The sequence below is a fragment of the Desulfocastanea catecholica genome (assembly GCF_054657295.1).
This window is the reverse complement of record NZ_BAAHYZ010000018.1, coordinates 36630-59597: the sequence shown is the minus strand read 5'-3', so window position 1 is coordinate 59597 and position 22968 is coordinate 36630. Positions and strand designations below refer to the sequence as shown.

The 22968-nt window shown below is 54.1% G+C and carries 22 protein-coding genes, 1 tRNA gene and 1 pseudogene; 17 read left to right on the top strand and 7 right to left on the bottom strand.

The features are described from left to right. Positions 1-12 precede the first annotated feature (12 nt). The 4 genes from ACYQ8U_RS15975 to ACYQ8U_RS15960 are packed head-to-tail and all read right to left on the bottom strand — an operon-like array spanning position 13 to position 4097. Positions 13-237, bottom strand: a complete 225-nt coding sequence (locus tag ACYQ8U_RS15975; protein ID WP_459946552.1) for a MoaD/ThiS family protein — start codon at positions 235-237, stop codon at positions 13-15. Between the two features lie 26 nt (positions 238-263). Continuing rightward, positions 264-2189, bottom strand: coding sequence for a molybdopterin biosynthesis protein (locus ACYQ8U_RS15970; RefSeq protein WP_459946551.1), 1926 nt, complete (start codon positions 2187-2189; stop codon positions 264-266). A 14-nt stretch (positions 2190-2203) separates the two neighbouring features. Then, positions 2204-3487, bottom strand: a complete 1284-nt coding sequence (locus ACYQ8U_RS15965) for a molybdopterin molybdotransferase MoeA (protein WP_459946550.1) — start codon at positions 3485-3487, stop codon at positions 2204-2206. A gap of 4 nt (positions 3488-3491) precedes the next feature. Continuing rightward, the gene (locus tag ACYQ8U_RS15960; RefSeq protein ID WP_459946549.1) at positions 3492-4097 is read right to left on the bottom strand and encodes a hypothetical protein; all 606 of its coding nucleotides are present in this window, start codon (positions 4095-4097) and stop codon (positions 3492-3494) included. A gap of 187 nt (positions 4098-4284) precedes the next feature. On the opposite strand from ACYQ8U_RS15960, the gene gpmI reads away from it, so the two are divergent. From gpmI to ACYQ8U_RS15945, 3 genes are all read left to right on the top strand, one after another. Next, positions 4285-5913: a 2,3-bisphosphoglycerate-independent phosphoglycerate mutase gene (gene gpmI / locus ACYQ8U_RS15955; RefSeq protein ID WP_459946548.1), complete on the top strand. Its 1629-nt coding sequence runs from the start codon at positions 4285-4287 to the stop codon at positions 5911-5913. Positions 5914-5977: 64 nt separating this feature from the next. Beyond that, positions 5978-6523 (top strand): DarP family protein, encoded by a 546-nt coding sequence (locus tag ACYQ8U_RS15950; protein WP_459946547.1) that lies wholly within the window; start codon positions 5978-5980, stop codon positions 6521-6523. Between the two features lie 72 nt (positions 6524-6595). Next, the gene (locus ACYQ8U_RS15945) at positions 6596-6820 is read left to right on the top strand and encodes a hypothetical protein (protein ID WP_459946546.1); all 225 of its coding nucleotides are present in this window, start codon (positions 6596-6598) and stop codon (positions 6818-6820) included. A gap of 5 nt (positions 6821-6825) precedes the next feature. On the opposite strand, the gene folE2 is transcribed toward ACYQ8U_RS15945, so the two are convergent. Further along, positions 6826-7563, bottom strand: coding sequence for a GTP cyclohydrolase FolE2 (gene folE2, locus ACYQ8U_RS15940; RefSeq protein ID WP_459946545.1), 738 nt, complete (start codon positions 7561-7563; stop codon positions 6826-6828). 264 nt (positions 7564-7827) lie between these two features. Here folE2 and ACYQ8U_RS15935 point away from each other — a divergent pair, with 264 nt between their 5' ends. From ACYQ8U_RS15935 to ACYQ8U_RS15885, 11 genes and pseudogenes are all read left to right on the top strand, one after another. Then, positions 7828-8229: an RNA-binding S4 domain-containing protein gene (locus ACYQ8U_RS15935; protein ID WP_459946544.1), complete on the top strand. Its 402-nt coding sequence runs from the start codon at positions 7828-7830 to the stop codon at positions 8227-8229. Between the two features lie 3 nt (positions 8230-8232). Continuing rightward, positions 8233-8808: pseudogene (locus ACYQ8U_RS15930) on the top strand (IMP cyclohydrolase); the annotation flags it as partial. Positions 8809-8856: 48 nt separating this feature from the next. Next, on the top strand, positions 8857-9438 hold the full coding sequence (gene purN, locus ACYQ8U_RS15925) for a phosphoribosylglycinamide formyltransferase (protein WP_459946543.1): 582 nt from the start codon (positions 8857-8859) through the stop codon (positions 9436-9438). Positions 9439-9440: 2 nt separating this feature from the next. Further along, on the top strand, positions 9441-9971 hold the full coding sequence (gene pyrR / locus ACYQ8U_RS15920; protein ID WP_459946542.1) for a bifunctional pyr operon transcriptional regulator/uracil phosphoribosyltransferase PyrR: 531 nt from the start codon (positions 9441-9443) through the stop codon (positions 9969-9971). Then, on the top strand, positions 9971-12256 hold the full coding sequence (locus tag ACYQ8U_RS15915; protein ID WP_459946541.1) for a peptidase U32 family protein: 2286 nt from the start codon (positions 9971-9973) through the stop codon (positions 12254-12256). The genes pyrR and ACYQ8U_RS15915 overlap by 1 nt, the downstream gene beginning before the upstream one ends. A 235-nt stretch (positions 12257-12491) precedes the next feature. Then, the gene (gene rpsT, locus ACYQ8U_RS15910; protein ID WP_459946540.1) at positions 12492-12764 is read left to right on the top strand and encodes a 30S ribosomal protein S20; all 273 of its coding nucleotides are present in this window, start codon (positions 12492-12494) and stop codon (positions 12762-12764) included. A gap of 204 nt (positions 12765-12968) precedes the next feature. Next, positions 12969-14459 (top strand): anthranilate synthase component I, encoded by a 1491-nt coding sequence (trpE, locus tag ACYQ8U_RS15905; RefSeq protein ID WP_459946539.1) that lies wholly within the window; start codon positions 12969-12971, stop codon positions 14457-14459. A 3-nt stretch (positions 14460-14462) separates the two neighbouring features. Then, the gene (locus ACYQ8U_RS15900; protein WP_459946538.1) at positions 14463-15068 is read left to right on the top strand and encodes an anthranilate synthase component II; all 606 of its coding nucleotides are present in this window, start codon (positions 14463-14465) and stop codon (positions 15066-15068) included. Between the two features lie 35 nt (positions 15069-15103). Then, a complete protein-coding gene (gene trpD / locus ACYQ8U_RS15895) occupies positions 15104-16153 on the top strand; it encodes an anthranilate phosphoribosyltransferase (protein WP_459946537.1) in 1050 nt (349 codons plus the stop codon). Between the two features lie 18 nt (positions 16154-16171). Next, positions 16172-16951: an indole-3-glycerol phosphate synthase TrpC gene (gene trpC / locus ACYQ8U_RS15890; RefSeq protein ID WP_459946536.1), complete on the top strand. Its 780-nt coding sequence runs from the start codon at positions 16172-16174 to the stop codon at positions 16949-16951. A gap of 11 nt (positions 16952-16962) precedes the next feature. Then, positions 16963-17622 (top strand): phosphoribosylanthranilate isomerase, encoded by a 660-nt coding sequence (locus ACYQ8U_RS15885; protein WP_459946535.1) that lies wholly within the window; start codon positions 16963-16965, stop codon positions 17620-17622. Between the two features lie 41 nt (positions 17623-17663). Here ACYQ8U_RS15885 and ACYQ8U_RS15880 read toward each other — a convergent pair whose 3' ends face one another. Together ACYQ8U_RS15880 and ACYQ8U_RS15875 are read right to left on the bottom strand one after the other, a co-directional pair. Further along, positions 17664-18434 carry a septal ring lytic transglycosylase RlpA family protein gene (locus ACYQ8U_RS15880; protein ID WP_459946534.1) on the bottom strand — a complete coding sequence of 257 codons (771 nt, stop codon included), beginning with the start codon at positions 18432-18434 and terminating at the stop codon, positions 17664-17666. An 18-nt stretch (positions 18435-18452) separates the two neighbouring features. Next, positions 18453-20024, bottom strand: a complete 1572-nt coding sequence (locus tag ACYQ8U_RS15875; protein ID WP_459946533.1) for a cytochrome c3 family protein — start codon at positions 20022-20024, stop codon at positions 18453-18455. Between the two features lie 109 nt (positions 20025-20133). Here ACYQ8U_RS15875 and ACYQ8U_RS15870 point away from each other — a divergent pair. The 3 genes from ACYQ8U_RS15870 (at position 20134) to ACYQ8U_RS15860 (ending at position 22958) form a co-directional block, all read left to right on the top strand. Continuing rightward, positions 20134-20209, top strand: a tRNA-Thr gene (locus ACYQ8U_RS15870). Positions 20210-20820: 611 nt separating this feature from the next. Then, positions 20821-21363, top strand: a complete 543-nt coding sequence (locus tag ACYQ8U_RS15865) for a helix-turn-helix domain-containing protein (RefSeq protein WP_459946532.1) — start codon at positions 20821-20823, stop codon at positions 21361-21363. 158 nt (positions 21364-21521) lie between these two features. Next, positions 21522-22958 (top strand): thiolase domain-containing protein, encoded by a 1437-nt coding sequence (locus ACYQ8U_RS15860; RefSeq protein ID WP_459946531.1) that lies wholly within the window; start codon positions 21522-21524, stop codon positions 22956-22958. The last annotated feature ends 10 nt before the right edge of the window (positions 22959-22968 follow it).

Below are 22968 nucleotides of genomic sequence, written 5' to 3'. Positions count from 1 at the left end.
GTGTACACCCTCTCAGCCCCCGCCGATAACCGGGAAAATGGCCAGGACATCGTTTTCGATCGGCTGCACGTCGAATTCCGTATGCCGGGAATTGATCATCAACACACCGACTTCCTGGCGATCGATGCCGAGTGAATCGACAATGTCGCCCACGGTGGTGCCTTCGCTGAGTTCTCGCTGCTCAATCTTGAACCGGTTGTCGCGAAAGTACGCGAAGAGTTTTACTGTTATCTGCATAAATATGTTTTCCCGCTATGATGGCGTTATTGCTCGTACATCACTTTGCCGCAATCCCGCAGATCATAGCCGCCAAGAGCGAGGATCGCCGCATGGAAGGCGGTGCTGCTGCGGATCAGTTCAAGGACGCTGACGACCTTGCTGTCGTGCAGATGTCGGCCCGGGACAATCAGGTCGTAGCGTTCCAGGGCGATGGGCACAAAATCGAGGCCTAAGGCATTGGCGGCGGCGCGGATGCCCAGGCCGCAGTCGACACTGCCGTTGGCGACAGAGGCGGCGACGCTCATGTGGGTATATTCTTCGTGGTCGTAGCCGATAATCTCCGAAGGAGCTATGTTTTCGTCCCGGAGAACCTTGTCCGTCAGCAGTCGGGTGCCGGCGCCGTTTTGTCGGTTGATAAAGGTATATTTTTCTTTGGCGATATCTTGAAAGCCCCGGATATTTTTAGGATTGCCCTGGGCGACGATCAAGCCCTGTTCGCGGTGGCAGAGATTGATCAACTGCAGGGGGATGCCTTTGAGAAAACGCTGGAGGAAACTGATGTTGTACTCACCGGTCTGTTCATCGAGCAGATGGGTACCGGCAATGTGTGCCTCGCCGCGTTTTATGGCCATTATGCCGCCCATTGAGCCGACATGGGCCGAAGAGATGCGCACGATAGGCCGCTGTTTGTGCAGGTGGTTGGCCAGCAGATCGAGGATATTGTCATGGCTGCCGATGCAGACCAGGGTGGCGTCTACTTCGGTCTGCGGTCGCAATAACTCGACCTGCACCTTCTCGCCGGCGCCGATCCCTTCGCAGCCGGAGGGGACAGTCAGCAGCCCGTCGGCACGAACCAGCGACATCACCGCCCCGGCACCTTTGCCGGAGGGGGTCGCCATAAGCGTGTCACCCACCCGGCCAAGGGTGATGCGGATGAATTGATCGACACCCATGGCCGAATGCAGCGGTCTGGACAGGGTCGCCTCGACATAGTCCGACTGCGGCAACCCCTGGCCGAGAAAAAGGGAAATCATCTCCCGGACAAAGATGCGCATGGTCAACAGCGCCGACACCGGATAGCCCGGCAGACCGATGACCGGGGTATCGCCGATCATCGCCAGGATCACCGGTTTCCCGGGTTTGATGGCTACGCCGTGGACGATCACTTCGCCTATTTCGGCGAGCACCTTGGCACTGTAGTCACGGGTGCCGGCCGAGGCCCCGGCATTGAGAATTACCAGATCATTTTCGTCTGCGGCGGTAAGCAGGGCTCTTTTTAGCAGCTCGGGATCATCGACAACCGGTAAACCACGGTCGGCATCCGCCCCCCATTCATTTAAGTAGCCGGCAAGGATGCGCGAATTGAACTCGATGATCTGGCCGGCTTTGGGCTGCTGGTGCGGCTGGATGAGCTCACTGCCGGTCGGGATGACATGGACCTTCGGCGGCCGCCGTACCGAGATTTCAGTCACCCCGGTGGCGAGCATCGCCCCTTGATCGATGGCCCTGATTCTATGGCCTTCGGGAAGGATGAGCTCGGTGGCGACGATATCCTCGCCGATGGTCCGCACATGCTGCCACGGGGTGGCCGGCATGTGCAGCTCGACCTCGGTGTCGCTGACATAATGCACGTCTTCGATCATCACCACCGCATTGAAGCCTTCGGGGATGGCATTGCCGGTATTGACCGGGATAAATTTGCCCGGGCCGAGACGAAGTGGTTTGGCCTCGCTGGCCCCGGTCAGGTCACTGAAATGGACGGCTATACCGTCCATGGCCGCGGCATTGTACGAGGGAGACGAGCGCAGGGCGAACACCGGCTTGGCGGTGATTCTGCCGAGGCTGTCGTCAACCGCGATTGTTTCCAGCGGATCTCTTGAGTAAAATCCGTGTTTTTCAAGGGCTGCCTGCCATACCTCTTTTGCTGCCGAAAGGGGTTTGTTGCTGACGTAAATGTTTCGCTGGCTCATTGTGTTCATTCTGCTCATGTGTAGAGATAGACCTTGACGGCGGTGTTTTCCGTGACCCCCTGGCTGTCCTCGTCGATGAGAAAGTAGCCGTCGGAGCGAGAAAGGGTGGAGATAGAACCCGATTTGCCGAGAACAGGTTCGGCACGCCAGGAGTCATTTTCTTGTATCATTTTTACCCGGACCACATCGAGCCTGCCCGGTGCGGAGTTGATATTGCGGGTTAAACCGGCCATGATGTAGGGGCCTGGCAGTTTCGGCCGCAGTACACGACCGGAAAGCTGCTCGATCGCCGGTTTGACAAAAAAATCAAAGCAGACCAGGGCGGAGACCGGATGACCGGGCAGACCAAATATCGGTGTACTGCCGCTTTGGCCGATCAACACGGGTTTACCTGGCTTCAGGGTAACGCCATGCACGAGAATACCCGGTGGACCGAGTGCTTCGACCACCTGTTCGCCAAGGTCTCTGACGCCGACGGAACTGCCGCCGGAAAAAAGGACCAGATCATTTTCTTCGATGGCTGTTCTTATGGCCGGCAGGAAGATTTCTTTCTGGTCCGAGACGATGCCGTAGTCGCGGGCGATGCCTCCGGCGCGGCTGATCACTCCGGCCAGGGCCAGGGCGTTGATATTGCGGATCTGTCCGGCTTTAGGGCTTGCGGTATGGGCGATTATTTCGTCCCCGGTGGAGAGAATACCGACCCGGACTTTTTCAGTCACCCGGACTTCAGTAATGCCCAGCCCGGCAAGCAGGCCGATGTCCTGGGGGCGAAGCAGGTGACCGCCGGCCAGCGCCATCTCGCCCCTGGCGATATCCTCTCCTTTCTGGATGAGATTGGTCCCGGACCCGACCCCTTTGATGATCTCGATCATCGTTTCGTCGACCGGCACACTATGTTCCAGCATGACCACACTGTCGGCGCCGGCGGGCAGAAGGCCTCCGGTGGGGATTTTAAAACAACAGCCTTTCTGCACATCACCGCCGGGTGCCGTACCCATCAGCACCTCGCCGGTGATGTTCAGATAGCAGGGCATCGATTCACTGGCGCCGAAGGTGTCCGCCGCCCGTACGGCGTAGCCGTCCATGGTCGACCGCACCTGGGCGGGCAGGTCTTCCGGCGAGAGAATCGGTTCCGCCGTGACTCGATCAAGGGCCTCGGTGAGCGGGATGCTGGTGCTTGCGGTTCTGATGCCGGTCAGGTGATCGAGGAGAATATGCAGTGCCTCGTCCACAGGCAGCAAACCACTGCGGCCGAGCATGTCTTTGGTAGGTGATTTTTCAACCATTTGATCACCCATTTGATCACCCATTTGTGCCGACTATGTTGAGATTAACCCTGGATGTTTTACCAAGAACAGCAAGCAGTTCTTGGTACGCTATTTCTTTGTCTGCAAATTGTATGCGGACGATGTGCTGCGCGAGGTGCGGTCTGCTGGTGAGAAAGGTGGCCAACTGCTCGCTTTGCAGGCAGAGACCTGTCTTCAATAAATCCACGCCTCGATCTCTGGCGATGCTGTTAAAGAGTTTCAGGGTGACGGAGATAGACTTTTTCTGCTCAGATTCCGAAGGTAAGGTTTTCGTGTCGGTGCGCAAAGCGGCATGGAAGCTATTTTTGCGGAAAATTGCTCCGGCAAGGCCCGGCATGGCCGCAGACAGTGCCAGTACCGGATTGCTTCCGGTAAGCGGCAGCGAAAGGTCGTCAACGGCGGTGCCGTTAAGGAAAATGGTCTGCACGGTATCTGCCAGATATTTTGCGGTAAAACCGGGGAAATTGCTTAAAAATTTGCCCAGCGTCTCGCCGTGGGCCGTCTTTATTTCTATGCCTGACTGTAAAACAGTGGTAAACAGGGGCAGGGCATCGCCGGTTACTGCCATCTTCAGCGTCGGCACAGGGAGTTGATCTTTCATATGTGTTGATCTTCTGTATAATTGGCTTACAATGTATGTGGTTACATTGTCTTTGTTTTTACATGAAACAGTCTCTTCGGCAAGTCACGAAGATGACCGATAACCACAAACAAGTATAACAAATTTTCACGCCGGTGAGATAAAAAAGTAATCTTATTTCACTTATACTTTTCTGAAAGGATGTAAAATGACGACAAAAACATTGCCGCCTCTGTCCGGCTATAAGAGCTTTAACGGTCCGCTGGTAACCCTGGTCATGGATGGTATGGGCATAGGCGCACGGGATGAAAGTGATGGTGTGTTTGTTGCGTATACCCCTGTTCTTGATGAACTTTTTCAGGAACCGCTCATGGTGCAACTGAAGGCGCACGGCACGGCGGTCGGCCTGCCGTCCGATGGCGATATGGGTAATTCCGAGGTCGGTCATAATGCGCTTGGCGCAGGGAGGGTATTTTCTCAGGGTGCACGGCTGGTCAACGACGCTCTCAAGTCAGGGGCTATCTTTGGCGGCGAGGCCTGGCAGGAGGTGACCAAACGCGCTCATTCCAGGGGAACGGTGCACTTTATCGGTCTTGTTTCCGATGGCAATGTCCATAGTCATATCGAGCAGCTGTATGCCTTACTCGATCGGTGTGCGGCGGATAGTTTTGCGAGGGTCAGGGTGCACGCCCTGCTCGATGGTCGTGATGTCGATCAAAAAAGTGCTCTGCGCTATATCGAGCCGCTCGAGCGAAAACTCGCTGCTCTCTCGGCTGATGGCCGCGACTACCGGATAGCCTCGGGGGGCGGACGGATGGTGACGACCATGGACAGGTACGGTGCCGACTGGCAGGTGGTCGAAAACGGCTGGCAGGCCCATGTCCTGGGACGCGGCCGCACCTTTGCCGCGGCGTCTGATGCGGTGCGGGCCTATTACGAGGAAGATCCGGACATGACCGATCAGTATATGGCCGCTTTTGTCGTGGCTGATGAACAGGGCCCGGTCGGGACCATCGAGGACGGTGACGCCGTGGTCTTTTTTAACTTTCGCGGCGATCGGGCCATCGAGATTTCCCGGGCCTTTGACGAAGAGGATTTTCATGAATTTTACAGGATTCGACTGCCGCAGGTGTATTATGCCGGTATGATGCAGTATGATGGGGACGCGCTGATACCAAAAAATTATCTGGTTGAACCTCCGGTCATCGACAACACCCTGGGACAGTATCTGTGCGGCACGAAAATTACCTCCTATGCGATATCCGAGACGCAGAAGTTTGGCCACGTTACCTATTTCTGGAACGGCAACAGGTCGGGGTATATTGACAAGGATCTGGAAAAATATGAAGAAATCACCTCCGACAAGGTGGAGTTTGATCTGAAGCCGTGGATGAAAGCCGGCGAAATCACCGACAAGGTGGTCAGCGCGATAGAGAGCTGCGCCTACAAGTTTATTCGTCTCAATTATCCTAACGGCGATATGGTTGGCCATACCGGGGTGGTGCCCGCTATTCGCATCGCCGTTGAAACCGTCGATCTCTGTCTGCAGCGTGTTTTACGGGCAGTCGAAAAGGCCGGAGGTATCGCGGTCATCACCGCCGATCACGGCAATGCCGATTGCATGTGGACCAAAAAAAATGGCCGAATCACCCCGATGGTGGCCCATACACTGAACCCGGTGCCTTTTATCATCAAGGATTATTCCGGGGCCAACAGGTTCGAGCTGACCGGGGTGGAGAACCCTGGACTGTCAAACGTCGCGGCAACCCTCTGCATCCTTTTGGGTCTGGAGCCGCCCAGGGAATACGATGCACCTCTAGTCAGGCTGGCCCCCTGATGGCGTCTAATAAGGCCTTTTGTCTGCACTGTTAGTAATTAATCAATTCTTCATATGAGCAATAATGACCGAAAGAATAAGTAAATCTGCACAAAAAAGACGTTTTAAGGATGAGGAAGGCGCTGCTGCGGAACTGGCGGAGCTGTCGGACAAGGATTTAAAAAAACTGCCCATCGGCCAGACTGTTAAGGATGAGATCATCAACTGCAGAGGTCAGAAAGGCGGGGCACTTAAGCGACAGATTAAATATCTCGCTAAGGTCATGCGTGATGATTCCGTCGATGAGATCTTCGACTTTCTTGCCGACCGAAAAGGCTCCAAGCTAAAAGATACCAAAATGCAGCGGGAGGTCGAACGCTTACGTGATGTGATCATCAATGAGGCCATTGCCGATCAGCAGGAGTGCATGCAGGCGGGGATGATCTGGGAACCGGATTGGCAGGGAGAGGAACTTGATGCCTTTGTGCGGCACTATCCGGTCGATGAAGGCGACCTGCGTCGGACCGTCTTTCAATATGTTAAGACCAGGCTGCACAACCATAACCGCGAAGTGTTCCGTATTGTCAAAGCGGCGGTGCAAAAAGAAGAAATGCTGCGGAAAATTGACTGAGCCCGGCTGCAAGTGAACTGCCGACCCTGGCAACCTGTCCAGGAGGATGTTCGAGAAAATTTTGAGGAGATTATGTCAATACGAGCCCTGGCCCTGGAACTTTACCGGGCGCAGCAAAAGGTCGAGTCGCTGCAGAAAAACTACGACAATGCGACGTTGCCCGAGCAGGAGGCGCTGGCACAGGAACTGAACTTGGCCCGCAAGGAGCTGCAGATGCTGCGGCGGATGCTTGACGGGGAAAAAGAGTCCGGCAGCTTTCGTAGGCGTTTCAGTGGCTTCGGCAGTACCAAAAAGTAAGGGATTTATCTGATTTCGTCGCTGTCCACATAGGCATAAGCGCTATGTTTATGGATTGATTCGAAACTTTCCACCCCGGCGGAAAACCAGGTGATTCTCGGGTCGCTGAGAGCCAGCACCGCCACCTTCCTGACCACATCTTCAACGAACATCGGATTGTTGAAGGCCTTTTCCGTGACGTATTTTTCATCCGGCCGTTTGAGCAGGGCATACAGTTCGCAGGATGCCGACTGCTCGATCAACGCTATGAGATCTTCCGCCCAGATGAAGTCGTTGAATTTGACATTGAGTGTCACTTCTGCACGCTGGTTATGGGCGCCGCCGGCGCTGATCTCTTTCGAGCACGGGCACAGGGTGGTTACCGGAACGGAGACGGAAAGGATAAACCCTTCGTCATCGCCGATGCCGCCGGAAAACCCACAGGCGTACTCCATCAGGCTGTGGGTGTCGCTGACCGGCGCCTTTTTGTCGATAAAATAGGGGAAGGTCATTTCCAGCCGAACACTCTTGGCCTGCAGATCTTCTTTCAGTCGGGCGAGAATCGATGAAAAACTGGTGACGGAAAGTTCCCCGAGATAGTCATTGAGAACCGAGGTGAATATCTCGACACAGTTATCCCGGTGGCTCTCTGAGAGACGGGCCCGCATGGAAATCGTCGCTATGGTGTTTTGCAGGTTGCCGCTTTTTTCCTTCACTCGAACCGGCGTCTTGAGACCCTTCAGGCCAACCGTCTGAATATGCATAGGCTTAATCGATTAATCTTGTTCAGATGAAATTCACGGAGAAGTGTTCGCTGTCACACGTTTTTACTTCCATCGTAGGCAATCGCACAATAGTCGATTGTAGTAAGACGTTTGTTACTTACCCTTTTTGACTGTCTTCGACAAGACTCTTTTCCGCTCCGGGCTTGCCGTGACCCCAATTTTTCATGCGTTTCTGCTGAAATCGGTGTATTCTACGCGTTTTCTCATTCCACTGATCGATACTGCCGCTAGAGGGTCTGGACGATGGGTAGCAATAACGAAGCATGCAGACTGGATAAATGGCTGTGGGCTGCCCGTTTTTTTAAAACGCGTTCCCTGGCCGCCGCTGCGGTAAATGGCGGGAAAGTACATGTGCACGGCAACCGGGCAAAGGCTGCCCGGAGTGTCTCAGTGGGTGATCAGCTGCGCATCACCATTGGCTTCATGGAGTTTCACATCACGGTACTGGCTCTGGCAAAGTTCAGGCGACCAGCTAAGGAAGCCGCCCTGTTGTATGTCGAATCGGACGAGAGTATCAAGGTCCGTGAGGAGCAACGGGAGCTTCGGCGGATGGCGCAAAGCGGCTATACCGGACCGGCGAAAAAACCGAGCAAGCGCGACCGGCGAAAAATAAAATCTTTCACCAGAAAAGATGAACAGGAGTAAGCTATGCAAAGAATTGAAAGAGCACTGATCAGCCTGACCGACAAGGCCGGTATTGAAGGTTTTGCGACGGAACTGGCAACCTTGGGAATAGAGCTGCTTTCCACCGGCGGCACGGCAAAAAAACTGCGTGACGCGGGGCTGGCGGTCATGGATGTCTCGGAGTTCACCGGCTTTCCGGAGATGCTCGACGGCCGGGTAAAAACCCTGCATCCGAAGGTGCACGGCGGTATTTTAAACCAGAGAGCCAACAGCGAGCACCAGCAGCAGTGCGCGGCGCATGGCTTGAAAAACATCGACCTTCTCGCCGTCAATCTCTACGCCTTTGCCAAGACCGTCGCCGATCCACACTGCAGCCTGGCCGATGCCATTGAAAATATTGATATCGGTGGTCCGACGATGCTGCGGGCGGCGGCGAAAAATTTCCACGATGTCACGGTGATCGTCGATCCTGCCGACTATGGCCAGGTCATCGAGGAGATCAAAGCCTTGGGCAATACCACCCTGAAAACACGGTTTAGGTTGATGAAAAAGGTCTTTGCCCTGACAGCGGCCTACGATACGGCCATCTCCACCTGGCTGGAAAAGGTCGATGTAGAGAATAATCGTTATTTCTCCGGAGAATGAACCATGCTGAAGATGGCGGTTTTATTGTCCGGCAGTGGACGCACCCTCGATAATTTTCATGAACGTATTCACCAGGGCAGTCTTGCCGGAGAGATCCAGGTGGTCATTTCCAACGTGGCCGATGTGCTTGGCCTGAAGAAGGCCGCGAAATACGGCTATCCCGCTTTTTATGCCGCCGATAACGCGCGTATCAACGAGATCCTCCAGGACTATGATATTGATATCATCTGTCTTGCCGGCTATCTGAAACTGTATACGCCGCCGGCCGAGTTGGCCCGGGCGGTCATCAATATTCATCCCTCGTTGATCCCCAGTTTTTGCGGCGATGGATTTTATGGCCATCATGTGCATGAGGCGGTGAAGAAAAGGGGCTGCACCGTCACCGGCTGCACGGTGCATTTTGCCAATGAAAACTATGACGAAGGACCGATTATCCTGCAGAAATGTGTCGAAATTGCCTACGAAGATGATGCCGACACCATTGCCGACATGGTCTTTGCCATTGAATGTGTCGCCTTTCCCGAGGCGATCAATAGAGTTGACCAGCTGGGAGTAGAATTTTTTTGGAAAAGGGTGGAGTTGTGAGTGTGAAAAAACGTGTCATTATGTCGTCTCTGGATATCGATCTGGCCATTCAGAGAATTTCCCTGCAGATCATGGAAAAAAACCTTGGCGGTGATGCCATGGCCATAGTCGGTATTCATACCTGCGGCGTCTACGTGGCCCGGAGAATCCACGCGTATATTGAACAGCAGAGCGGCCTGCCGGTACCCTTCGGCTCGCTCGATATCAACCTGTATCGCGATGACTGGAGCCTGATGAGCCAGAATCCGATAGTGAAGACCACCGACATTTCTTTTGATGTCGACAATACCAATCTGGTGCTGGTCGATGATGTGATTTTTACCGGGCGAACTATCCGGGCGGCCATGGATGCCATTATGGATTACGGTCGGCCAACCTCCATTCAACTTGCCGCCCTGGTCGACAGGGGTGGCCGGGAATTACCCATTCAGCCGGATTTTACCGGCATGCACACCGCTATTCTGCCGAATGAACGAATCTCGGTCCTGCTTGATGCCGACGGTCCGGACGGCGAAGTGGTCATTGAAAGCTGATGGCTGCCATGGAACTGCTTGCCCCTGCGGGAACCGTTGAAACCTTCGGCGCTGCTCTGGACGGCGGTGCCGATGCTGTCTATGTCGGAGCCCCTGGATTTAACGCGAGAAATCTTGCCAGGGATCTGCGCCTTGAAGAGATCGGGGCGATGATCCGTCATTGCCACAGCCTGAATAAAAAGCTTTATGTCGCTGCCAATAGTCTGCTTCTGGAAAGAGAACTGCCGCTGGTTATTGAAAACCTCGCCCTGTTGCAGGAGCTGGGCCCTGACGCCCTCATTGTCCAGGATCTCGGATTGATCCGGCTGGTACGGGACTATTTTCCGAAGTTGAAGCTGCACGGCTCGACGCTGATGACCGTGCATAACTCGGACGGGGTACGTTTTCAGGCGCAGCTTGGCTGTGAACGGGTGGTGCTCGCCAGGGAACTGACCCTCAAGGAAATCGGCACCATCAGCGCCGGGAGAGGGGATACGGAGATTGAGATTTTTATCCACGGCGCCATGTGTTTCTCCTATTCCGGGCTCTGCCTGTTTTCGTCGTATCTCGGTGGGAAAAGCGGCCTGCGCGGCCGATGTGTCCAGCCGTGCCGCCGCGCCTATAGCTCCCGGGGCAAAAGTGCTGGTGCCAAAGGCGGAAGCATGCCGCAAAAAGGTGATTCTGGTCGCTACCTTTTCTCGATGAATGATCTTACCGGTCTCGAGGCAATCCCCTTTCTCAAGGAGGCGGGTATCGCCTCGCTGAAAATTGAAGGTCGTCTGCGCTCGGCGCACTATGTGCAATCGATTGTCGCGGCCTATCGGAAGGTTCTCGATGCCGCGCCGGGGCATGAAGAGAGTGCGCTTGTCGAGGCGAAGGTCCTGGCGGAACAGGCGATGAGTCGCAAGACCTCCAGCGGCTACTTTTTCACCCCGCAGCCGGCGGAAGCAATAACGGTGCATCATTCGGGGAATATGGGCATGCATCTCGGCCGCTTTACCGTGACCCGCAGGGCCGGAGAACAGCTTACCTGTAAATTTGTTACCAAGGGTGCCCTCGCCGTCGGCGACAGGCTTCGGCTCCATGTCGAGCCCTCCGGAGAACGGACCGCCTTTCGTTTGAAATCCCTCTTCGTTCTCGGTCAGCAGGAACAAAGCGCCGCTCCGGGCAGCAAGGTGTCCATTGAGTTGCCGCCCGATTTTCAGGCCGATACCGCCGGACATGTCGAGGTGTACAAAATTGACGGTGGCTTCCGCCTCGGTTCCTTGAACAGCACGGTGCTGCAGACCGAACAGGTTGGCCGAGAGCTGAGTGGCAAAAGAAAACAGCTGGCCGGTACCATCAAGGGGATTGTCGCCGAGGTGTGTACTGTCGATGGTACGGCGGGGATGCCGGAACAGAGAGAGAAAGTTTCAGGAAAAGTCGCCGGGAGAGGTGCGATACAGGGCCTTACCAAAAAAAGGTTGGCGCACCTGCGACCGGTAAGAAAAAAAATGGTCCTGGAATGGTGGCTGAAAACCGATTCGCTGAAATTGCTGCAGGGCGATCTGCCCTTTACACCCGATCGATATCTGCTCAGTTTCAACAAGCAGACGGTGCTCCAGGCCGGCAAGATGAAGGGGGCCCTTGGCGCAAAAGCCAGGCTGGTCACCTGGGCGCTTCCTCCCCTGATCATGGAAAATGATCTGGCCAGGGTGCGCAAACAGATTCAGCTGCTTCTGCGTACCGGCTTTCGAAGTTTTCAACTCGGCCATCTCAGCCAGAAGCTGTTCTTTGCCGGGGAGAAGGCGCACCTTTTTGGTGACTACACCGCGAATCTGCTCAACAATCAGGCGGTGGCCATGGTCGGCGACATCGGGCTTGAAGCCGCACAGGCAGGTATTGAGATGGATCGTGCCGCCCTGCAGGAGCTGCTGCGCGGCTGCCGGGGAGGCGAGGGTGTCTCCGGGCCAGGCCGCAAGAGGCGAAGCATACCGCTTGGTCTTACCGTGTACGGTGCTCCTGCCCTGTATACCTCAAGGCTTGCACCCGATCATTTTCCGTATGAGCGGCAGATCCTCAGCCCGAGAGATGAGCCCTATGTCATCAGAAAAAAAGAAGGGTTTACCCAGACCTTTCCGGAAAAACCCTTTTCGCTGCTGCCGTATCTCGAAGAATTGAAAGAGATGGGCATAAAATATGTTGTCGTCGATATCTCCGGTGGGAGCGAATCCAAGCGGGAACTGCTGGAGTTGAACGACCGGCTGTCGAACTCCGGCCGCTATGGCAAGCTGTCGACATTCAACTACCTGGGGACGCTGGAATGAGGGGGCCGGGCAGGCGCTTTAATGCGAAGGCACAAAAAAATCGACATGAAATTGATGACGAATACCTGATGATATCTGTTGACAATGTCCTTTTCTTACATTATAAATTATGCCCTTCACAATATGGACTATTCAGGATCAGTGCGCCTTGCAGCGATTACGGTCACTGATGCATTGAAAATATATTTTATTCATCTCTCTAAAGAGATACGATACTTACAGGAGGAACACCTACGTGGCAAATCATAAATCCGCTGAAAAGAGAACCCGTCAAGCTCAGGCTGCTCGTTTGCGTAACAAAATGAACAAGACCAAAATGAAATCGATCATCCGCAAACTCGATGAAGCTGTGGGTGCCGGAACAGCAGATGTTGCAAAGGATGTTCTGAAAGAAGCTACTTCAGTCATTGCCAGGACAGCAGCCAAGGGAACAATTCATAAGCGGAACGCGTCCCGTAAAATTTCCCGTCTCGCCAAACGGGTGAATAAAATGGACAGTGCCGCCTAATCGCCGGCTGACCGTTTGTCAAGAAACGGTTGATAGAAATTAAAAAAGAGCCATGGAATCGCTGGATTCCATGGCTCTTTTTTTTATTTTTTCTGCCAGGAAGAGGCTGGACAAGAAGAGCCGATAACTGGTATGTTACTGTCCATACTGACTATCAGAGCTTTTTATCCATACAATAAGCCAATTAAGCCGATGCCTACGAGAATGGTTCTACCGGACGTACAGAGATTCAAGAGTGACATGGCCGTGGCCCGGCTGATTCCCGTGTGCCGGGAAATAGTGGCGGATCTTGATACGCCGTTAACCCTTTTTGCCAAAGTTGCCGATGGTAACAGCCATGTTTTTCTTTTCGAGAGCATGGAGGGCGGCGAAAAATGGGGGCGGTTTTCTTTTATCGGCTACGATCCCCTGGTCACCTTTACCTCTACTGCGGAGGCCATCACGCTTTCGGAAGTAAAAAAAGGGTTGCGCGAAAGCCGGACCTTTTCCGCCGATCCCCTGCGTGCCCTTAAATCCTTAATCAGCGATCTCGATGCCGCCGAATACGACCATCTGCCGAGGTTCTGCGGCGGCGCGGTCGGTTTTCTCGGCTATGATATGGTCAGGTTCATGGAGGAGCTCCCCGACAGCCGCCCGGCGACGGAGTTTCCCGACTCCTCCTTCATGGTGCCGAAAATCGTCCTGGTGCATGACAGCTTCAAACAGACCGTGACCGTTGTCTGCTGGGTGCAGGTGGATGACGACGATGGCGATATGCTTTATAATAATGCGGTTGCGCGTATTGATGAGGTAATTGGCAAAATCAAGCGGCCCGTCTCGGCGGATTTTTTTGCAGCAAGCGGCAACAACACTTCTCTTTCGCACGTTTTTACCTCGAACATGGCCAGAGAACAGTTCGAAGCCATGGTGGTTAAAGCCAAGGAATATATCCATGCCGGTGATATCATCCAGGTGGTGCTGTCCCAGCGATTTCACACGGAAACCGAGCTGGCCCCCATGGTACTGTATCGGGCGCTGCGACATATAAATCCGAGTCCGTATCTGTTTTATCTCCAGTTGGGCGATGTCATTCAAATCGGTTCGTCACCGGAAATTCTCGTGCGCAAAGAAGGCAAAAACATCGAGCTGCGGCCGATCGCCGGGACCAGAAAACGAGGGGCGACGCCGGAAGAGGACCTGGCACTCGAACGTGAGCTGCTCGCCGACCCGAAAGAGACGGCGGAACATCTGATGCTCGTCGATCTCGGTCGCAATGACGTCGGCCGGGTAGCCAAAGGCGGTCATGTTTATGTCCACGACCTGCTGGTCATCGAGCGTTACAGCCATGTGATGCACATTGTCTCCGGGGTCCGAGGTGAGATTGCCGATGACAAAGATCAATTCGATGTCATGGCCGCCTGTTTTCCGGCGGGTACGGTCAGTGGTGCGCCGAAGATCAGGGCGATGCAGATTATCGATGAGCTGGAGCTGGACAAACGTGGGCCCTATGCCGGAGCTGTCGGTTATTTCGGCTTTTCCGGCAATATGGACTTCTGCATCACCATCCGGACCTTTGTCATGAAGGGCAGGGATTTATGGATTCAGGCCGGGGCGGGCATTGTCGCCGATTCCGAGCCGGAAAAAGAGTATGAAGAAACGGTCAATAAATCGCTGGGCTTGCGTCGTGCCGTTGAACTTGCAGAGAAGGGATTTTGAAACATGCTCGTTATCATAGATAATTACGATTCTTTCACCTATAACATCGTCCAGACTGTGGCGGCGAATGGGTTGGAAGAGGGCCGCACCGAAGACATTCGCGTCTTTCGCAATGACAAGATCACCGTGCGGGAAATTGAAGAACTGCAGCCCGATCGACTGTTGATTTCCCCCGGTCCCTGCACGCCGCGAGAGGCCGGAATTTCCATTGAGGCGATTACCTATTTCGCCGGCAAGCTGCCGATTCTCGGTGTCTGCCTCGGCCATCAGGCCATAGGCGAGGCCTTTGGCGGCACGGTTGTTCGGGCGGGACGCATCATGCACGGCAAGACCAGCCCGATGACCCATGATGGCAAAGGCGTCTTTTCCGGCCTGCCGAATCCTTTTGACGGCATGCGCTACCATTCCCTCATTGTCCAGGAAAGTGACTTCCCGGCCTGTCTGGAGGTGACCTGCCGCTCCGACGAAAACGAGTTGATGGGGTTGCGGCACCGGGAACTGGCGATCGAAGGGGTGCAGTTTCACCCCGAGTCGATCATGACTCCGGCGGGCATAACCCTTTTGAAAAATTTTCTGGCGGCCGATTATGTAAACCTGTTACGCCGATAATACGGTTGCCCGGAAAAACACCTAATAAAAAAATCATGAATATTAAAGAAGCAATCGGCAAAGTTGTCACTGGTCAGGATCTGAGCGAAACGGAAATGGTTTCGGTCATGAACGATGTCATGGGCGGCTTCGCCAGCGACGCCCAGATAGGTTCGTTTATCACCGCCTTGCGGATGAAGGGTGAATCCATCGACGAAATTGTTGGTGCGGTGCGGGTCATGCGCGAAAAAGCCACCTTCGTCGACGCAGGCGTCGATACCGCCGGCGGTGCGGTCTTGATTGATATTGTCGGCACCGGCGGAGACTGTTCCGGTACCTTTAATGTATCGACGACGACGTCCTTTGTTGTCGCCGCGGCCGGTGTTCCCGTGGCCAAACACGGCAACAGGGCGGTTTCGTCACAATGCGGCAGCGCCGATGTCCTTGAGGCCCTCGGCGTCGACTTAAGCCTCTCGGTAGAGGCGGTTTCCGAGTGTGTCCGAACAGTGGGCATCGGCTTTCTTTTTGCACCGATGCTCCATGGGGCGATGAAATACGCCATCGGACCACGGCGGGAAATCGGTATCCGGTCTATTTTCAATATTCTTGGGCCAATGACCAATCCGGCTGGGGCCAATGTCCAGCTCACCGGCGTTTTTGATAGGGAACTGACGACAATTCTTGCCGAGGTGCTGGTCCGGCTTGGCATGAAACGCACCCTTGTTGTCTGGGGTGAGGGGAATATGGATGAGATGACCGTTACCGGTACCACGCATGTGGCGGATGGCTTTGAGGGGAAGGTGACCAGCTACACCATCGAGCCCGAGGATGTCGGGCTCAGCCGGGCAGCAATTGCCGATATACAAGGCGGAGCGACCGCTGCGGAAGCGGCGGAACTGGTTCGTTCAGTGTTACGGGGCGAGCCCGGTGCACGGCTCGACATGGTTCTTCTCAATGCCGGGGCTGCTCTTCTTGCCGCAGGAAAGGTCGAGAGCATCAAGGCCGGTGTTGTCCTGGCCCGGCAAGTGATTGCCTCCGGGGCGGCGCTTGAAAAACTGGAACAGCTCGTCGGTTATTCCCGCACCGCCGGTAAAGCGTCAGCGTAACGAAGGGTCTGGTGATTTATGGCAATGATTTTAGATACCATAGTGGCAAAAAAGAAGATTGAGGTCGCCGCACTGCGCACCAAGGGGATCCAGCTGCCGTCCGCCTTCAGGGACCGGGAGATTGGTCCGCCGCGCGGTTTTCGCCGCACGCTCATGCAGTATGCCGATGTTTCGATCATCGCCGAGGTGAAAAAGGCCTCTCCTTCAAAGGGGGTTATCTGTGCCGATTTCCGGCCGGTGGATATTGCCGTTAACTATCAGGAAAATGGCGCGCAGGCGATTTCCGTTCTGACCGATGTCGATTTTTTTCAAGGCGCCCTCGTCTATATGATGCAGGTTCGCGAGGCGGTTGCCCTGCCTGTTCTGCGCAAGGATTTTATTATTGATGAACTGCAGATCAAGGAAGCCCATGTCCACGGGGCGGATGCCATCCTGTTGATCGCCGCCATCCTCGATCTCAACCAGCTGCGCGAGTATCAGGCCTGTGCCGGGGAACTCGGCATGGATGTGCTGGTCGAGGTGCATGACGAATGGGAAACGGAACGGGCCCTGGAAGGGGGCAGTACGCTGATCGGCATCAATAACCGTAATCTCAAGGACTTTTCGATGGACCTCGAAACGACCTTCAGGTTGAAAAGACTCATTCCCGAAGATATTCCGGTGGTCAGTGAGTCGGGGCTGAAAACCGCCGATGATTTCCGGCGGTTGCGCGATGCCGGGATCAGCGCGGCCCTGGTCGGGGAGACGCTGATGCGGGCCGGCGCCGACAGTCCGCTGCTGCAGTCTCTGCGTCAATAAGGATGTCGTCTGTGGTCGGCAAAGTACCGCGAAGAACACGGGTGAAGGTGTGCGGTACCACGCGCCTGGAAGATGCCCTGGTCGCTGCGGACTGCGGCGCTGACGCGCTGGGTTTTATCTTTTACAGCAAAAGTCCCCGCGCCATTGCTCCGGAGAAGGCGGCACAGATAATCAAACAGTTGCCCCCCTTTGTCGACAGGGTCGGTGTCTTTGTCAATGCGACAATCGACGAGGTGGTCGCCGTTGCCGCGACGGGGCTTTCCGCCCTGCAGCTGCATGGCAATGAGTCGGTCGACTACTGCTGGGCATTACGTCAAAAACTTCCTTGCTGCAGTCTTATCAAGGCCATTCGTGTCGGTGCCGAGAGTCGGCCGGACGACTTTGCTGCCTACCATGCCTGCGTCGATGCCTTTCTGCTCGATACCTACGTGCAGGGCGAAAGAGGCGGGACCGGGCGGATTTTTGACTGGTCAATTATCGAGCAGCTGCAGCTGCATGGGCCGATCCTCTTGGCCGGGGGACTGTCGCCTGAAAATGTCCTTGCCGCCATCAGTGCGGTGCACCCGTACGCGGTGGATATCAACTCCGGGGTAGAGTCGCACCCGGGGGTGAAGGACCATGCCCGCCTGAAAAACCTGTTGCAGCTGGTATATCAAACCGCTCTTTGGTAAGCTGCGGTTCTTGCCGCTGTCATTCCGGGCTCGACCCGGAATTATTCGGCGATGATAAATGCTCCGACATAGCCGCGTTCAAGCAGAGATTTTTCCGCCCGTTTGGCGTGCTGCATTGTTTTCCCAGCGTAGACCAGTACCCTGTAGAGCATTGACACGGTGCCGAGAGACTTGCGAACAGCCGTCGTATGCCCGGCATCACTGAATCGTTTCTGTAATTTATCCGCATTGCGTTGTTCCGCGAAGGCGCCGATCTGCACAAAAAATTCTCCAACCGACAGATCCTGATAGACCAGGACCGGCGGTTCGCCCCATTTACTGACGGCTTCCTGGCCAAGGGCTATGGCCTGTACCCTGGTGATCCCTTTTTCATGAATGCCCAGCGCGGTTGCCGCCTTATAGCTGAGATCAACAATTCTGCCGCGCACGAACGGTCCGCGGTCATTGATGCGGACCACGGTTTGTTGGTCGTTTTCCAGGTTTTTGACCAGCAGCATGGTATTCATCGGCAGAGTTTTGTGGGCGGCGGTCATCGAATGCATGTCGTAAATTTCTCCATTCGACGTCTTCCTGCCGTGGAACTTGCCGCCATACCAGGAGGCCACGCCTTTTTCGCTATAGCCTTCGGCCGAGGGAATGGGGTAGTACTTTTTATTGTCGATAACATACGGGTTCTGTGTGGCGGCAGGTCTGTGTCCGGAGGCCTGGGCGGCAGGAACGAAAAAGAGCGGCAGGACAAGCAGCAGGAAGAGACACCATAACAAGGTGCCGGTGTATCTTTCGTCCGAGGCGACTGGAGTCAAACGTATCATGCAGTGCTCCGTCGATGACTAATCAGGTGCATTGATCGGCTCCGGGGTATTTGGTTCTGCAGGGGCAGAACGTTCCTTGTCGAGAAACCGGGCCAGACGCTCCTGGTAAAAAAGCCCGGCCGGCCCGGTGGTGTGCGGCACATAGGGGTGCAGGCCTTTGTCCTGGGCAGAGGATGGGACCGAATCGAAGCGGACGGTCTCCTCTTCGTCTATCCACGAGAGGGAGTAGTCGAGCAGCGGGCGCATCGTGCTGATTTTTCCTTGGTCGTCGCGTCCGAGGAGTATCTCTTCCCAGCGTCGCATGGTAAAGCCCTTATGCCACAGACCGGTTTCCGGGGCGCCGGTTAATTTGTCGGTCATTTCCGCGGGAAGCTCTGTTTTATCAAAATCATTGTTATGGTCGATAATGGTCTCAATTTCAAAACTTCCCTGGACGGAGAGATGCGACCACTCCTCAAAATCGTCGGTATCCGACCTGAGGAAATGTTTGCCGACATCGTTGAAGGTCCACTGGGCATGGCATGCCTGGCAGGTAATTTTTTCCGTTTGCCCCTCGTGGGCCGGATGGCGCATCAGCGGGAGAGGGTGGTCTGTGCCGTCCCGGCCATGGAGAACGTAAGAATTCTGCTGCTTTTCGACCCCGGCAGGCAGAGAACGTATGAGTTCCTTGCCGTCATGGCAGCCGTCGCAGGACGGTTTTTCTTCACCTTGTCGCATCAGCTCACGGCCGCTATGGCAGTCAATGCAGAGCATGCCGCGCAGGTGATGAATATCCGCCTGCAGCTGGTGATATTCGACACCATAGGGCCGGAAATATTTATTTTTTGTGGTGTAGGGCGTTCGATATTCGATAGTGAGGTCGTGTTCAAAACGGCCATAGTAATCAAAACCGACATAATTGCCGTAATGGCAGGACAGGCACTGGGCATCCCCGGGTTTTTCCAGGGTGTGCGAGACGGCTTTTCCTTCACTGAAGGCCATATGACAGGAGGCGCAGCCGGTACCATGACTGACGGCAGGATAGGCATCGCCTGAACTGTAGGGATGACAACGAAAGCACCTGCGGCGGAGCAGATCATCGGCCAGCTCCAGTGCGCTTGCCGGGGAAACATTCTTCGGGGTTGCCCGAAATTCGGCCAGATCGGTTTTAGCACCGAACGCCTTTCTGAACAGGTTGGTGCTGTCGGCCAGGGTGAAATGCACCGAACTGGCTATTTTATCGGTAATATCCGCATGACAGGGGCCGCAGGATTTGGCCAGATGATCCGGGTGGGCGGGGGAGGGGACATAGCCGGCATGGGCGACCTCCTTGCTGTCGGCCTGATTGTTCCCTTTATGGCAGGAGATGCAGGTCTGCTGATGGTTGCTGTCGGGGTGCACCGCATGGCAGTCGATACATTGCCGAAGTGAAACGGCTGTCTGCTCGTCTGCCGTGTCTTCCGTACAGCCCGGAAGGAGAAAGAGAAGGACTATGAGGTAAAAAGCGTTGGACATATTCCCAGGATGGCTTACCGTTTGTTGACGTGTACATCGATTGTGACGTTGCATCTTTCTCGGGGTGAGCTGCTCTTTGCCTAAAAAATTATGCATAGGTTATATTTCATAATAGTTGAATTTTCAATGATTACCTGCTATATAGGCGTACTGAAATGAGCGGGGACCCAAGGCGCAGGCCTCCTTGCTCTCTTTTAACATCATTGCCAGCATAGCTCAGTTGGTAGAGCGGCGCTCTCGTAAAGCGCAGGCCAGCGGTTCGATTCCGCTTGCTGGCTCCAGTAAATTCAAGGGTTTCAGAGTTCTTCTCTGAAACCCTTTTTTTTGTTGTGAAAAAGTGATGGAAAAGAAAAAACGTCAGTCCCCCCCCCCTGAGAGCTGTCAGTTGTGTTCTCCACCGTCTTCGAATTCGTCGAGGTGTTCGTCCGGCAATTGCCATAGTGCCGATTCATGTGGTTTTCTTCCCTGGTAAACCTTCGCCTGATCGCTCCAAGGTCTCGCAGTTGCTTCGTGCCATTGCCAAAGGTTGCGATGTAACCAGCCGAATTAACTCAGGCATAAACTTAATCTATGCTTAATATGTTGACTTCCGATAATCTCAAATACTATCTAAAGATCCCGGGTGCTCAGGAAGGCAGAGAGTGTATGTAAGGATATTGGTCGGAATAACCAGTAAATAAAAGAAAATAAATAAGATAATTGCTGTGAAGGAGGTGTCCACATCCGAAGGCTTTTTTTATTGAGGTTGAAGAAATATATTCATTGACAGAAGGTCAAATGTTTGTTCAGTTAAAATTAACCAATGCATAAGCTTAACCGATGCTTAAATTGTCGACTTCTGCTGATGTGAATTATTATCGAGGAATCCTGGGTAATCTGGAGAAGAGAGGGCATGAACATAGGGACATTGATCAGAAAAGCCCGGAAGAACAAGAAACTGACGCTGAAAATCGTTGCAGAGAAGGCGTCCATATCCGAAGGCTTTCTCAGCCAGGTTGAAAATGATGTCAATTCCCCTTCTGTAGATACCCTTATCCGAATCTGTAATGCCATCGGCATCGATGCCGGTAATCTCATCACTCAGGTCAATAAACAGGAAAAAATCATTATCATCAGGAAATCGGAATGGGATGACATCGATCTTTCCCATACCGGCTTTGTGACCCGACGTTTTTTCCCTCCGGAAAACAGAACCGTCATCGATTCATCCATCCTGGTCATCGAGCCCGGAAAATCTATCCCCGTCCGGAAAAATATCAAAAATGGTCAGGAAATTCTCTGTGTACTGAAAGGATCGGTGGAACTCATGCTCAGCGATGAAAACCATCCTCTGGTAGAGGGTGATTCGGTCCACTTCTGGTCCAATCCGGTAAACCAGAAAATTACCAATAACAGCACCACCATCAGTTTTGTTTTATGGGTGGGAACAGTTTAGGAGCCGTTACGAAACAACCTGGCTATTTTTATTCATTTCGTTACCGATCCTTGTGCCCCTCCAGGCAGTACTCCGGCCATGTCATTGTTTGACAACGGCTTCGTTGCTTAGAAATAATTATCTACGCAAGCAAACCATAACCAACAGGAGACCGAGGTATGATCACATTCAGCAAACAACAGTTGAAGATTCCCAAACTGCAAAGACCAGTATATCTGGTAACGGCCGGGCAATCCAAGTTTGATCGAGCCTTTCCGGACAAGCGAACGGAAGAACTTTGCATCGATGCCTTCAAGATGGCTTCAGAACTGCTGGGACTCTCGTCGGCTGAGTTGAAACGATACATCCATACGTGTTATTATGGACATTTCGCTGATCATTTTGGCGACCAGCTGCTTGGAGAATCGGTCATTCACGATCGCCTCGGTCTTGATCCGCTTGGTAACGTCGGGGTAAAGACCGGTGGTGCCACTGGCGGATCGACCATATGGGAAGGCATGAAAGCAGTAGCCTCAGGGTATTCTGACTGCGTTCTGGTGATGGGCTGGGAGCGGATGGACGAGGTGCCCACCGACGAGGGGAATTTCCTCATTTCGTGTGCGGCGGATAAAGATTGGGAATCACCCCTCGGCCATATCTATACCGGATATTATGCGGTCATGGCCCAGCGTTACTGGCAGATTTTTGGTAAATCAGAAGACTCCTTCCGAAGGACTCTGGCGGAAATCGCCGTGAAACACCATGGCTATGCCAGGTTCAACCCGTTTGCCCAGTCACCGATGAAGATTACCGTCGATGATGTATTAAACTCCCCGGTAGTCGCCTATCCATTGCGGGCCCTCGACTGCTGCCTGATGAGCGTCGGCGCAGCCTGTACAATTCTCTGCGATGAAGACACCGCGCTAGAACTGACCAAAAATTCTAAAAATAAGCCTTTACGCCTCTATGTAGCCGCCGGTTCGCATACCCTTCGTCCTGCCGATCGACTGGATATGGACATCCCGCTGTTACCAAATGAAACGGCAGATCAGTACAAAGATCTGGGCGAACGATTCCCAGGAGGGGATCGATATCCCGGATTTACCGGATTTCTCGCCGCGAGGATGGCAGCTCTTTATGGCTATGGCATGGCCGGAATCACCGACCCGACCGAAGACCTCGATCTGGTCGAGCTGCATGACGCCTTCACCATCAGTGATGTCCAGACCTACGAGGATGTCGGCATACGGCCTTATGGTTACGGCCGGGATTATGTTGAATCCGGCGACTGTTACCATACCAACCCGCACACCGGTCAGCCCGGCAAACTGCCATCCAATCTCTCCGGTGGCTTGATCGGCTGCATGCATTCGGTTGGGGCTACAGGTATCATGCAGACCCTCGAAGTTGCAACACATATCTGGAACCGATGGGAAGAGACCCATGGCGATGAAAAACTGTGGAAAAAATTTAACCGGGAAAAACCGAGTGACTGGACCAACCTCCAGGTCGTCGGCGCAAAAAGAGGCATGGCGATCAGCCATGCCGGCGTTGGTTCCCATGTCACGTCCACTATCCTTATGGACCCCGATCATTTGATAAAGAAAGATGCATAAAGGAGAGATA